7 protein-coding genes are annotated in these 14,581 nt (G+C 43.5%); all 7 read right to left on the bottom strand.

Going from position 1 to position 14,581, the window contains the following annotated elements:
* Window positions 1–461: 461 nt before the first annotated feature.
* The 7 genes from AC0YN3_RS10685 to AC0YN3_RS10655 all read right to left on the bottom strand — a co-directional run bounded on the left by AC0YN3_RS10685 (window position 462) and on the right by AC0YN3_RS10655 (window position 14,486).
* Window positions 462–2,960 (bottom strand): discoidin domain-containing protein, encoded by a 2,499-nt coding sequence (locus AC0YN3_RS10685; RefSeq protein ID WP_475775036.1) that lies wholly within the window; start codon window positions 2,958–2,960, stop codon window positions 462–464.
* A gap of 143 nt (window positions 2,961–3,103) precedes the next feature.
* Window positions 3,104–4,699: a response regulator gene (locus AC0YN3_RS10680; RefSeq protein WP_475775035.1), complete on the bottom strand. Its 1,596-nt coding sequence runs from the start codon at window positions 4,697–4,699 to the stop codon at window positions 3,104–3,106.
* A 412-nt stretch (window positions 4,700–5,111) separates the two neighbouring features.
* A complete protein-coding gene (locus AC0YN3_RS10675; protein ID WP_475775125.1) occupies window positions 5,112–7,751 on the bottom strand; it encodes a family 78 glycoside hydrolase catalytic domain in 2,640 nt (879 codons plus the stop codon).
* Window positions 7,752–7,756: 5 nt separating this feature from the next.
* Window positions 7,757–10,879 carry a glycosyl hydrolase gene (locus tag AC0YN3_RS10670; protein ID WP_475775034.1) on the bottom strand — a complete coding sequence of 1,041 codons (3,123 nt, stop codon included), beginning with the start codon at window positions 10,877–10,879 and terminating at the stop codon, window positions 7,757–7,759.
* A gap of 8 nt (window positions 10,880–10,887) precedes the next feature.
* Complete coding sequence (locus AC0YN3_RS10665; protein WP_183570795.1) at window positions 10,888–11,772, bottom strand: carbohydrate ABC transporter permease; 885 nt, start codon at window positions 11,770–11,772, stop codon at window positions 10,888–10,890.
* 27 nt (window positions 11,773–11,799) lie between these two features.
* Complete coding sequence (locus AC0YN3_RS10660; RefSeq protein WP_475775033.1) at window positions 11,800–12,717, bottom strand: ABC transporter permease; 918 nt, start codon at window positions 12,715–12,717, stop codon at window positions 11,800–11,802.
* A gap of 83 nt (window positions 12,718–12,800) precedes the next feature.
* Entirely contained in the window at window positions 12,801–14,486 is a 1,686-nt protein-coding gene (locus AC0YN3_RS10655; protein ID WP_475775032.1) for a type 2 periplasmic-binding domain-containing protein, read from the bottom strand.
* Window positions 14,487–14,581 lie beyond the last annotated feature (95 nt).

Raw genomic sequence — 14,581 nt, 5'->3', positions numbered from 1 at the left:
TCCTCCTATCATCTAATTAAAATTAACTCAATTCTGAATGTAACTTCTTTGCGGAATATTTCGTGCGAGTTGATTCGTTTTCGATTGTATTTGCAGTGATTCCCTGTTCCCAACCGTCTAATCTCTTTACTCAAAAACTATCACTCCCCCTCTAAGTTTGTTGTTTGTACTCATTAAGGATAACGCTTTCAAGAATGCGCTTACCATTTCAAAATGTCGACATTTCTTTCACTTTTCCGTTCTGTTATTACGATTCGTGCCGTCTGTTCTTTTCCGATGAAAACTGACCATAAGCAATGTCAGTAATACAAACGGAAAACCAGGCGGAAGCTTCGTTTCAAAGAGAGTTGCTACCCATTGACTTCACCAACATAAACGACGGCTTTTTCTCCAAGGCTTGTCGCTTTAGTCTTCAATTCGAACAAAAGCGATTATCCCCGAAGGAATAATCGCCTTTGTTATTAGTAGATTTCCAATTCGGCAACCTGCATCATATATTCCGTTCCGGTTTCGGGTCTAAGATTTGTCCCCTCTACTTTTACATAACGCGCGTTTACCGGGGATATATTAAAGCTTTGAACTCCACCAGAAGTTGGTTTTGGGTAATTGGTCTGGGTTGCAACCGTTGACCAGGTTGTGCCGTTCGTCGATACTTGGATTGTAAAGTTTATTGGGAAAAAGCTCCCCAATTGACCGCTATCGTTTCGAGGATACAGATCGACTTTACTAATAATATTGGCTGACCCCAAATCGATCGTGACGGATTCCGTATGATTCGTCGTTACGCCTAGACTACTGGACCAACCGCGTGCGGTACTGGATGAACTGCCGCGTACTCCATCATTAATTTTTGTTCTGAACCATCCATAATTCTCTACACTGCTTGTTGAAGTAACGGTTTTGTTTAACGCTAAGTTAACAGGAGCAGTAGACGAGCAGGAGCTGCTGCTCGTGTTGAATACTTGGAATTCCGCCAATTGCATTCTATAGTCTCCGGCTGCGTTGCCGAGTTTCGTTGCATACACCCGTACAAAACGATAGTTCCCGCTTGCAAATGAGAACAACTGCTTCCAATTCACCGCTTGGCCGGAATTATAATTCGTTTGTGTTACCAAATCCGTCCATGCAACTGCGTCAGCGGATCCTTGTATCTTAAAATCAACGGGAAATCCTTTGCCGTCGTTAGATGAATCGTTTCTTGCGTACAGCATGACATTATTTATGGTCTTGGAAGCTCCCAGATCGACGTAAGCCCATTCCGTATGGTTTGCATCCGCATAGCCCGGATTACTAGTCCAGCCCATATTGGGATTGCCGATATCGGCCATTTCGAACGAATAATTGATCCCGTCCGTTAAACTTGCTTTTCTCCACCCGACTGTAGGCGACTCGAGTGAAGAACTCGTTGTCACAGGCTGACCGGCTGCGAAATTGCATGCAGGCAATGCTTGGATAGTATCTACCGGGCCTGCTGTTGGAGAGCTTGTCGTTGGCGTTAAAATGATTTGCATAACGCTATAAGCAGGCAAAGTTTCAACTCTGGAAAACGTTGTGGTCTTCTCTATAATCGAACTTTCCTTGAGTCCCGGCAATTCATTGGGTCCGACTTGTGTCCCTCTATAACCCGAGGCGTAATTATAGTAATAATTCCCATTTGTGCTATCTATCAAAGTCTTGTTCACTTTAACATTGGTATTATCAGTTAAGTAAGGTAAATTAGACAGATTAATTGTCATGTCTGCTGGAGTTGCGGTATAGTTCCACAAGAGCATGGAAACTTTTTTGGTAACCGGATCTTTAGTCACGATTCCGTAAGTGTCGTTCGTGCTTGTACCAGTACCCGATAAAGTACTGGTTAGTATAGTAGGTAACAATTTACTATACATGTTAAATGTATTTGCCCCCGCTTTCCGATGTCCGTCGATGGTATAAACACCAGAATCGCCATAATATAAACTGGTTGCAGAAAGTGCATCCGCCGGCGTAAAATACAAGACTTTCTTAAGTTCAGGTCGTAAAAGTGCACTGTACATTCTCTTTGCCAAATAGGCAGCGTTAACATTCGTATCCTTTTGAGTACCTGGAGAACCGGAGGTCCAATCATAATTCCATTCGGAATAGATGATATCCTTCTGAGGCATCCCACGGCTAGTGAATAAGGCGTTCAATGAATCATTAAAATTCGCTGCACCGTATTCATGGACGGAAAGATAATCAAACGGGATTGTAGGATTAGCATCAAGAAAATCTAAAAATGCATTGATTCGGGAATTTGAGCTCACATTATTCGCAAATCCTGCTCCTCCAATTTTTGCAGCCGGATCAATCGCGCGAACGCCATTTGCAAAATATTGATACATCGTATTAATCTGGCTGGCCGATAGCGGTCCACCAACGCTGTTATCTGGTTCATTGTGAGATTCCCAGTACCACCCTGTATATCCAAGATTGACGTAATGCTGAACGACTGCTTGAACAATGGACCGATACTCATTCAAATTCGTAGGATAGCCTAGACCCGCAACTCCAGTCCCTCCAATTACGCTTGGAAGGTAACACATGACCATTAGAGGTTTGATTCCCTTTTGAACAAGTGGCAATACGACCGCATCCAACTTCGTAAAATCGTACACCAGCTGTCCTGATCCATTACGCGATACTACATGGTAGAACTGATCGGATAGTACCCAATCGATTCTCATCATATCAATCCCATCGGCTGCCATGTAATCATAATAGGAAGGCAGCCAATGCAGATTTTTATTGATTAGATGTCCTCCGCGTGCCACATTTAATATTTTTGTTTTATCGTAATTACCAGCATTCGTTACATAATTTGAAGTCAAGGATACCGAGGAATTAGCCGCTTTTACCTCGGATAAGTCAACATTGAAGCCCAACAATGCGATTATCAACGCCAATAAAACGATCCCATTTCTTTTCATTATCCTACTAAGCATAATTAACCCTCTTTCCAAAAATTATTATTCTACAATTAAAGAAGCGCTTCTGATGTTTATCTTAATCATCCACGAAGCGCTTGTCATTTCACTTTTTCAGCTTCCATTATACAGATACAAAGATTTTAGGGGGACTCTACTCTTCAATCTCCGCTATTCATATATTGCTTTGGGGTTAAGTTGTATCGTCTTTTAAAAACTTTAAAGAAATAAGGATAGTTCCGAAACCCGCAGTTTTCTGCGATTTTCCTGAGATCCATTTTCCCTTCTTCAAGCAAGATAGCTGCTCTCTTCATTCTGTATTCGCTCAAATACTCATTAACCCCTATTCCGACCTTTTCTTTGAATACTTTGCTCAAATGCACGCTGCTAATACGAATCTCTTGCGCTATGGTAACCAGAGATATCTCTTGCGCATAGTTGTTCTGTATATAAGCTATTGCTCTGTTTACATGAACGGATGCGTATACGAGGTCCGCTTCCGACTGCACTTCGAATAACTTAACGAATACTTGATGGAACCACCGTTTGGCGTCGTCAAGGGTATCAAAGTTACGGATCGCCTCGGATGGCGGTTGCTCTCCATATACTCTCGTAAGTTCCAGCCGCGTTTCTTTACAAGCCCTATTTACGATACTGATGAGATCATTAAACAACAAATGTAAACTTTGAAAATCCAATTTTTCTTTCAAAATCGACTCGAAAATCTGATCCAGTGTAAAGAAGGCGCTTTGCTTGTCCTTTAATCTAATTACCTTTAACAGGCTTTTCTCCTCCAGGAGGCTAATGCCCTCAGAAGTTTTAGTGTCAAAATGTGATACACTCTGCGTGATGATTAAGCTTTTTCCATGGTAAAACTTTTGACTGAGAAGTTTACGTGCAATAACATAACTGAATTTCAGCCCTTCGATTCCGCGTCTTATTGGACCAATACTAAAGCTGACCGATAAGTTTAGGTACTTTTTCAATGAACTTTTTACTTCGTCGAGTACTTGATAAGTACTCTGCTCAATAACCAATGAACTTCTTACCGATGGATAGGAAAAAAAAATGACGAACTGATCGGCGGTAACATGGCAAACGGCTCCGTTTTCCTTGTTCTTTAATATTTCTTCAACAATATTAAGGACAGAAAAATGAAGCATTGATATTTCTTTGAAGCTTCGAGTTTCCACCGTATTCTTATATTCGTCAATCATCATCATAATCGTTCTAATGTTATTTAGATCGAGTTGAATATCGAGCAACGTAATTCGTTTCTCGAACTCTTCCTCTCTGTACAGTCCGGAAAGCAAATCAATCATAAATTTGTTGCGCAAAACGAGAAGACTATTTTGATCAAGCATCCAAGATGTGCTTCTCTTTATGGCAAACTCCCTAGCTCTATCTAAGGTTTCTAGGATTGTCGACTCGCTGAGATTTTGTTTGAGTATAAAGTCAATCGCCCCGTTTTTTAAAGCGTTACAAACGTATTGATAATCGTCATAATGACTTAATACAATGACCTGAATACTCGGAAATTGACTCGAAAGCGCACTTGTCAATTCAACCCCACCCATACGGGGCATTTGGACAGCTGTAAATACAATATCCGGAAGGTTTAATCTAATGAGATCCAGCGCTTCAATTCCATCTTTCGCTTCTCCACAAATACGATAGCCGTTATGCTCCCAATTCATAATCAGCTTTATATTGCTCCTTGCGATTATCTCGTCTTCTACGATCAGTACTTTTAACATGACCGTTCCCCTCCGGAACAACTAAATAGGAATGAACTGATCACCTTGCTCCCACTTGTCCGCTGACATAAATAACGAACATCCCAGACAAGTTCGCGAATTACTTTACAGTAGCCACGGGAACAAAGCATGCGGTCTATATATTCCAACAGACGAATTCCCAACAATTTAATTTCTTGATACTTACTTCACGTGGCAATACCCGTCCAAGGTCGATTGAAACATCGCTAGTATACGCAACGGATATATAGAAAGCGCTTCCATATTAACTATTGCAAAATTCCGATAGCTCTTATACAATTCCGACTATCCCTGTTTCTGCCCATGATCCGGAAAAAGGACCATCCCTAAGGACGATCCTTTAGCAATGTTCTTGAAGCCTTTTCATACGTTTGTATGAGTAAATTCAGCCTTACAGATCCCCTGTACGGAACCTATACGCCCCCGAATGGATAGACGTTACGGCATAATGCTTTCCTTGTTCGCTTACCGGCTTGTAATCGACTTTCTGTCCGTTCTCATATAGATCATTACCGAATGAGAGGAGCGGAATCTTGACTAGTGCCGTTGTATTTGGAGGGATGCTTACGCTGAGTCTGGATCCAGCTTCGTCGTAAGAGAAATGAACGTCAATCAGCCCTCTTGCTGATTGATAACTGCCTTTGATATCCCGGACGGATTCCAGATACAGAGGAGAAATGTTTATTTCTTTGTAAGCATCTCTAATAGAAGAGATGCCTAGAAGCTCTCTGTATAACCATTCCAAAATATGACCCATCATATCATGATTACGGGATCTTGCATTGTCCGTCCAAAACTCCGGCAGGGCCGTTTCGCCTTTCTCCACGAAGCGGATATAACTTGGGTGCTCAGGCTGCATCATCATATCGAAGATGATATCATTGCGCTTCATACCTGCAAGAGCATTGAATAAATAGCGAAGTCCGATCTCTCCCGATTTAAATTGCCTCCCTGCTGTAGCATTAAGCAGCGACGCTTCTACATCGGAACGATAGTTTTCATTCACCAGTTCAAAAGCTAATGGGATTGCCTGAATCACTTGGTTGAGCGGATCAAACTCTCCATTCCGTCTGCAGTAAGAATAACGCTCTTCATCCGGTATCCAGCGCAATAGCTTGGCGTTATACACCACTTTTACCCGTTCCGCTTCTGACGCATAATGCGCGGCATCGTGATCCAGACCGATCATAGACGCAAACTGCGACAATCGTTTGTAACACTCATAATAAAACGCCGTTTCGACATTTTCGATATAATCCCCGCCGCTTTGAGGTACGATTCCCCAATCGCCAAGCCCGTGGTTAATGAGTCCGCCTTCTACTTCTTTGCTCTTCAGATATCGCATGTATGCCTTCATGGCAGGATACGCTTCTACCATTGCCGTTCGATTGCCATACCATTTCAACAATAATTCGGGTACTAGAATAATAGCGCTGCCCCATGCGATAGAATCACGAAATCCTTCACTGAATTTGGAGTATTCCGGTGCAATATCGGGAATTAAGCCCTCTTCCGTCTGAGCTTCGATCATGTCTCGTGTTATTTTTAGCCACAGGGCTTCAACATCTTTGACAAACATAATGGAAGGTCCCATTAGACTCGCCGTTTCAATCCAGCCCAGTTTCTCGATAGTAGGACAATCCGAATGCACGCTTTGCAGATTGCTCTCGATCGCCTTAATAATAATTTGAGCCAGCTTGTTAATACGAGGATCATCGGTTTCGAAATGTCCCGCATCCATTGAAACCGACGTCACAAAATGCCCTTTCACATCATGAATGAATGGTTTCGATGTATCCGACTCGTCACGCGTACAGCCCTCGATTTGCACCCATCTCGCGCCATAACAGGAGAAGTCGGGTTTCCATACTTCCACTTCTCCGCTTCCGGCAAGAGTATATTCCGAATATGTGACAATATCCCACGGTGTAGCTACTGTAGCGTCTTCATTCCGAAGCTCGCCAGGCTTGATTGTGACCTTGCTCCCCGCAGGACCGCTGACATAAATCTCGAACATGCCTGACATATTTTGACCTAGATCAAAAACATAAACTTGATCCTTTGGCTCCTCAATCTTGATCGTATCGTAGGTGGTCTTCACTGTAATCGGAGGCTGGTTTTGACTTACTAGCTTTCCTTTCGGTGGCGCGAGTATCTTGGGAATTTCCCACGATGAATCATCATAGGAAAGATCGTACCATCCTGCTGGATAAAGCCTTGCGTCGAAGTTCTCGGAACCATAAACATTAGCGAGTGTAGTCGCACTTTCTCTAACTCTCCAATTCTCGCATTCCGTTCGTACATGTTGCATGGAACCGTCCTCATATTCGATATGCCATTCGCCTATTGTAAGCAACTCGGAGCCAAAAGACTCATAACCTTTATCGAGGGTATAGAAATGCCGGTCTCCGGCATCCCCCAAATAAAAGCCGTTGCCAACCGATAAACCGATTACATTGTTGCCATCACGCATCTGTTTCGTTACATCAAAACATACGTATTGTACGGATTTATTGTAGTTCGTCCAGCCCGGATCCATTTCACCCGGTCCGACTTTCTCGCCGTTCATATAGAGTTTAAAATGACCAAGGCCAGACACAAGCGCATAAGCACGCTTAACCTTTCCTTCGGCCGCGAATCTCATGCGGGCATAGAAGGGCTTGGTCCCTCCATCTCCAATCCATTTTGCCTTCCAAGCATCTTCATATAAATACCCTGTAAACAAGGACTTCGGATCGCTCCAGCTCATCTCTCCGTGCTGATTCCAGACGGCGACCCTCCAGTAATAAGTCGTTACACTTTTCAAAGGCTGCCCTTGGTAGCCGATGCCGAATTGCTCGGAAGAATACACTTTCCCGCTGTCCCAAAGTAAACCTTCGCAACGTTCGAGAGATACTTCCCGTTCAGCGAAGATGATTCGGTAATGGGATTGGCATTGATCCCGCTCCTCGCTATCCAGTTGCCATCCGAATAAAGGAACACCTGTATCTATACCAAAGGGGGAGTAATAATTATTGATCCTTAATCGCACCGGTTTCAACGCTTCTCCACCTTTTTAATAAGCTTTATCGGTTCAATTAGTCCGTAGGGAACTCCCTTGTATTCGGGCGTATACCCTTCTTCGTTGGGATGGAAGGACCACCAATCCATCCAATTTGGCGCGTCATCCGATTCGTGAAGCGGACCAAACAAATTCCGAGGACTTCCAATAACTTCAATAATGACTTGACTCAGCTTCCCATCCATCAAGAAAGGTTCCAAATCCACCGATGATTCGCATCTCCAAGGAATCGTCTTACACGCTTCTCCGTTCACCTTGACGTCGAGCAGAACAGCTTCATACTTTCCGAGTTCTAGCTTGTATCCATTTTCAATTACAGCATCGTTATCGATTTCAAAACAATAGTTCATACTGCCGCAATAATAAGGATATCCTTGCTCGCGCCAGTCGCCGTACGACAGCATGCTAGGCTCGCGAGTGATTCTACGATTGTGATCCACCGCGAAATCGCCGATGATATAACCATTTTCGAGCTCCATATCATGGCAATAAGCAATATGAACATCAAGGGTATTAATGCCTTCTCGCAAATCCAATAATTTAATCTTTTTCATGCAAATATCCATGTAGTAGCCTTCTGGCGATGCTTGTATGCGCCTGCCGTTTAGTTCGAACACGAAACGATCTGCATCTTCGAAAACCAAGAAGGTATCTGTCGCAGGGACGTCCGTTACCACGAAAGTAAATCGGAGTTCAACCGCTGATTGATCGCAAGGGTGCTCCTCATGAATCCACATATACCTTTGCAGATTGCCATTATGGAAGACTTGACGCATGCCGAGGCGTTCACGGATGATGCGCTGAGCTCTCCATACCTCCATCGCCTCCGACCACTCTCCGTCGTCCACACGGAATTGGCATTGATCCAGAATAAAGGCGTTAGGTGCGGTTCGTTGGAATCCGACAGGTGCGAGCTCTGCAGTAAATTGTTCACCCGTGGTTGATTTCTCAACAAGACCATCGACCGCATCTGTTTCATTATTGGTCTGAACGACGGAGTCGCTCCCCAAGACATATAACCTGGACTGGGCAGGGCCAAATGTCTCGCGGAATATGACCGAATCGCCTGCTGAATCAGTGAACCGTCTAGTAACCTTTCCCGTCCAAGCATCCCATTCTTCCAAGCGTTGTCCGCCCGAGATTTTAATATTTACTTGATGAGTATGATGTCGGTCATTATTCACAATGAAAACGACCGATCCGTCATTGACTTGCCGATGCATGTGCAGGAAGTGTTCGGATTCGTTGCCCGACATATCCGTAATGGCAACTCCTCGGGACACCGTTTTCATCACATACGACTCAAGTTCACCTGCGTTCTGTAAACGAATAAGATTTTTATGATTCAAAAACGCGTCCAGCCGATGACAATTGAATGTTGTTCCATCTAGTAAATAAGGGATTTCCCCGAACGAAACAACCTTCCCTCCACTGCTCATATAGGCAAGCAGCAATTCAAGTGTGGAAGACATGAGATTGTGAAGAGACGGCAACACAACTAAATGATATTGCGCCTCACCGACATGCATAGCTCCTCCCACAGCCGCGGCGAAGTCCTTCATGATTAGCTCATCGCCTAAATCGAAATCAATGTGCAATTCGACCAATCGGTTTACGAATGCATTAAACGAACGATCATATTCGGCAAGTATAGATTCATTTCCAGCACTATTTTTCCACGATGCCGCATTCACGCTTTGCCCTAACTTTGACCATACAGATGTAGCTGGATGAATAACAAGTACGTTTCGAGTTAGCTTCCCTTGACTAAGTACGGCGCTAAGTCTAGCGTAATAATCTTCCATGCTTTTATTATGATTCCACCAATTCGTGTGATAGTTAAAAGAAGGGGGATAATCGCGTTTACGACAGCCTCTGAGCGAGTACCAAGATAAATGGTGCGTCAACAAATTAACACCTAAGGCAAATTGCCAATCTCCTATCCACCTGCGGTTCTCGAAAGTTAAGTCCCAGCCGGTTACGCCATAGGTTTCGGTAATGACCTGCTTCTTGCCCAGCTGGTTCGCAACGCTAGATACTTGCTTCAGAGTCAGATGCTCGTCCGTTTTTTCGCATAAAGTATCGATCCCGGGTATATCTAGATACCGATAATGGGACATAACCGATCCGCTGTGCAAAGCCTGACCAACGATACTCCCTTCGGAATGAAAATGTCCGGTAAATTGAAGACCGTGCTCCCTGCACCAATCTCCAATTTGTTTAGTAAACGACTCGCTAAATGTTTCCGTAACGGTTAACCAGTAATCGTAACGAATCTGCGAAGAACCCTCTCCACGGAAAAATAGGAACGGGAGGAGCTCCCATATCGAATAACCCCTTCTCCTTTCGAACTCCTCGGCTAATACCTCGCTCCATGCAATCCAAGTTAGATCGGGTTCTTCCAAACGCTCGGAAAAACCTTTAACCGTAGGTTCATCCGTAAATATCCCTGGAATTGTTTTTCCAAATTCTTCTCCAACTGCTTTTCTATATGGTTCGTAATTCGCTTCGATAAATAATCTAACCGTTTCTGGATTCATTAGATCCGTATAAGTATCACCATGAGACCAATCATTTTTTTTAGCAATCCTTACTCGGAATAAGAGATACACTTCATCGCTTTGCATAAGTTCTTCCCTGGCTTGTTTAACGGTTACTCGATTAAAATGAGTGAGATCATCTCCATTGATGTTGGCACGGTAAGCAACTAGGATCGATAGATCATCAGGGTCGAAACTTCGGCTTATCGTCAGAGTCAGCGCCTTTGCGCGAACCGCATCCCCGCCTAATTTCGCAACCATTCCTCCGGCCATGCCGGAGGAATATCGGTCCTCATCATATAACCAGGCTGTCATTTCCGACTCCTTTGCTTTGGCGACACTATCCTTGATTCGGTCCATAAATAGTTCGCTCATATAAGGGGTCTCTAAACCTTCACGCACATGCATCATAAATCCGCCCATGCCTTGTTCTTTGAAACCATCAATCTGACGATTCAATTCCTCTTGTTTTAACTCATCATTCCAAGCCCAGAAAGGAACTCCTCTATATTGATTTTCAGGTTGCTCAAATGATTGCTTTAATTTCTCTCGATTCATTACACACCTCACCCTTTTACGCTTCCTAGTACGATTCCTTTAACAAAATACTTTTGCAGAAATGGATAGATACACAATACCGGCAGCATGGAGACAAACAGCTGAGCAGCCATGACGGTTCGATTCGAAATATTGGCGATAAGCGATAAATCGTTTGCGTTCATATTCGTTAAATCTCTAGAAACAATAACGGTTCGCAAATAGGTTTGTAGAGGATAATTGCTAGGCGAGTTCATATATATCATGCCGTCAAACCAAGAATTCCAATGAAAGATGATTGTAAACAAAGCTATAGTCGCCAATGACGGCATAGAGATTGGTAAATAAATACTCCATAACGTTCTCCAAGCTCCGGCTCCGTCCATCTGCGCCGATTCATCAAGCTCATGCGGCTGCGTACGGAAGAAATTCAGCATCAGTACAACATTGAATACATTAACCGCCGAGGGTAGGACAAGCGCCCAAATGGAGTCCATAAGCCCCGTTTCTTTGACCACCATAAAGGTCGGTATTAAGCCGCCGTTAAAGATCATCGTCACAACAAAAAACCACGAGTATGCCGTTCTTGATCTGAACTTCAATTGGGATTTGGAAAGCGGGTAAGCAGCTAGAACCGTAAGTGTCAAGCTTATTGAAACGCCGAGAAAAAGCCTTTGAAACGATACGCCTACCGTGTTCATGAATACATTGTTGCTGAAAATGTACTTGTAAGAATCCAGGTTAAATCCGATCGGCCACACCGTAACCCAACCAGCGGTTACGGCGGCATTGCTGCTGAGCGACATCGCGGCCATATGAGCAATGGGAAACAAACAGGTTAATGAAAATAGGGCAAGGAAAATATAGTTGGCGTATATAAACAATTTACGAGAAAACGTACGTCTTTCAATCATTCTGAATACCTCCTTATGTGACAATGATTAAAAAATCCGATAATTCGCGAGCCTGTAGGCTAGCAGGTAAGAGGTGCAGATAAAGACAAAAGAAACAAACGACTTGAAAAGTCCAACAGCCGTTGCTACGCCATACTGCATCTGTTCCATTCCAATCCGGTAAACGTAAGTGTCCAGAATATCAGCACTAGAATAGACTTGAGGACTATATAAATTGAATACCTGATCAAATCCCGCATTCAAAATATTTCCAAGACTCAACACGCTCAGCAACACGATAATCGGTCTCATGCCGGGCAACGTAATATGCCACATTTGTTTCATATGTCCCGCACCGTCTAATGAGGCCGCTTCGTACAATGATTTATCGATGCTTAGAATGGCGGCCAAATACACGATCGTATCAAAGCCAAGTTCTTTCCAAATGTGTGAAGCCACTAATATAAAACGAAACCATGGGCCCTCGCCAAGAAAATAAATCGGTTCAAATCCCAGAAACGCAAGAAAATTGTTTACAATGCCTCCCGATGGTGACAAAATATCAATCAGAATACCGGATAGGATAATCCATGAAAGAAAGTAAGGCATATAAACGACGGTTTGAACGGTACGCTTGAATAGCACATTTTTGACTTCATTAAGCAAAATCGCTAAGCCAAGCGGAAATACGATACCCACTATCATTTTCAAAAAAGAGATTAATAAAGTGTTCCCAATAACCTGCATCGTATTGGGCATACCAAATACATACTTGAAATTATCAAGGCCAATCCACTCCGACCCAAACCAGCCATTAGATGGGATAAAATCCTGAAAAGAGATTACGATGCCAACGATCGGACCGTAGCTATATATGAGAACCAAGATGACCGCCGGCAGCAGCATCAAATGATAAGCGCCTGTAGACAACCGACGTTTGCGGGTTCCTTTCAACTCCATCGACATGCACACTCCATCCCTATGTTTATATAGAAGAAGGAGGAATGACCGAGGTCCTCCTCCTCCACTGTTACTTATTGATACTTCAATTACTTCGCTGCATCCCAATCATTAACTTCTTTCGTTACCTCTTCGAGACCCAACTGGTTCAATTGGCTAACGAATTTCTCAAAGTTATTAACCGAATCCGATCCCATAATCACTTTTGTGTAATACTCTATAACCGCTTGTTCAATCGTTTTGAGACGATTTTTCATGACGTCAGTCGAAGCCCCATAGAACTCATCCATTTTGAATAAATTGTTGGTTACATACTCATTCATGGATTTGAAAGAACCGGTTTCGCCGAATACCTTCTCGAATTGGGCATTGGCGTTGTCTCCGGCTTTATATTTTTGGATATTGTCATAATATCCCTTTTCCTCTGCATTAAGCTTGGAAGTATCTCCTGTTTTGAACGCTTCTTTAAGCTTTAGATGCGCTTGGAGATTTTTTTGCGCTTTCCATGCTTTCGCCACCGTCCAGTGATGACCTGGAGCCGGAGCAGGACCTAGATATTTGTCATACTCCTCTTGAGAAGTATCCCCGTAATTCAGCTCTGTCCAGAAATTAATCAGTTTCATAATGGCTTCTGGGTGCTCGTAACCGCTGCGCATCACATAGTAGTTCTCCACATTCAGCTTGATTTGAGGATTGGCTGGCTGATCGTCTTTGGAAACAATCGGATTTGCCAGCCAATTGGAATCCGGGAAGTTATCCTTTGTTTGCTGAAGTGGAAACATCCCGTTCCACATTGCGCCGATATTGAAACCAACTCGTCCTGCAGCAGCCAATTCGGCTGCTTTGTTTGAATCCTTAGCCGCAAAATCTTTCTCGATTAATCCTTCTGTATAAAGTTTATTTAGATAGGTTAGAGCGTCTTTCACCTCGGGTAATGCACTGCCGTAAACAAGCTTGCCATCTTCTCCGCGGACCCAAGTTTTCGGATATGCATCAAATGCATTAAATAAACCAATTGCTTCCGCCAAGCCCGGCGATAGAAAATCTTTGTTCATCATCAGACCAACGGTATCGTCTTTACCATTGCCGTCAGGATCCTGTTCTACAACTGCTTTGATAGCTGTATAAAGTTCATCTGTCGTTTTTGGCGCTGGAAGTCCAAGCTTATCCAGCCAGTCTTGCCTAGCCCACAGGAACGAGGCGCCGTCGATTGCCGAATTCGTTCCCGGAATCGCAATGAGCTTTCCTCCAAAGGTAGCGGACTCCAGAGCCGAATTACCTTCCTCCGTAATGATTCCCTTCGTTAATGATGTCGCGTAGTTTTCATACACTTCTGATAAATCGGTATACAGTTTCGTTCTGGACAATGTAGCGAGTTGTTCCGTGCTAACGCCGATAAGATCAGGAATATCACCAGACGCAATGGCAACGCTCATTTTTTGTTTACTTGCGTCAGTACCCTTCGTGTACCAAAGAGGCTTGATTATAATACCCAGTTCATCCCGATAGGCTTTAATCCATACGCTATTTTCCCATTTTTCTTCTGTAAAATCGTCAGCCATTGGATCTCCGATCGCCACCCCAACGGTTAATTCAATGGGCGGATCAAACTTAGCCATAGGATCAATAGGAGTATTCGTCTCCGTACTGACGCTATTATTGCCCCCATTTTTTGTTGTCTGGTTTGCATTGTTCGAGCTGCATCCCGCCAGTAGAGCAATACTCAGCGTAACTGCGGATACCATTGTAAACACTTTCTGTTTTCTGTAGTTCATGCTTGCTCCCCCATTCAGTCCTGATTGCTTACAAGATAATCATACTTTTCTGCGCAATAGAAAACGATTTCAAATTTCCGATTATCCTTGTATTA

The organism is Paenibacillus sp. J22R232, from assembly GCF_056269165.1.
Note: the sequence above shows the minus strand (reverse complement) of the source record. Positions and strands in the feature narration are given on the sequence as shown.

Bases quoted from the DNA above. Each gene is read 5' to 3' on its own strand.
- AC0YN3_RS10685 (WP_475775036.1), bottom strand. From the start codon at position 2,960: ATGCTTAGTAGGATAATGAAAAGAAATGGGATCGTTTTATTGGCGTTG.
- AC0YN3_RS10680 (WP_475775035.1), bottom strand. From the start codon at position 4,699: ATGTTAAAAGTACTGATCGTAGAAGACGAGATAATCGCAAGGAGCAAT.
- AC0YN3_RS10670 (WP_475775034.1), bottom strand. From the start codon at position 10,879: ATGAATCGAGAGAAATTAAAGCAATCATTTGAGCAACCTGAAAATCAA.
- AC0YN3_RS10665 (WP_183570795.1), bottom strand. From the start codon at position 11,772: ATGATTGAAAGACGTACGTTTTCTCGTAAATTGTTTATATACGCCAAC.
- AC0YN3_RS10660 (WP_475775033.1), bottom strand. From the start codon at position 12,717: ATGTCGATGGAGTTGAAAGGAACCCGCAAACGTCGGTTGTCTACAGGC.
- AC0YN3_RS10655 (WP_475775032.1), bottom strand. From the start codon at position 14,486: ATGAACTACAGAAAACAGAAAGTGTTTACAATGGTATCCGCAGTTACG.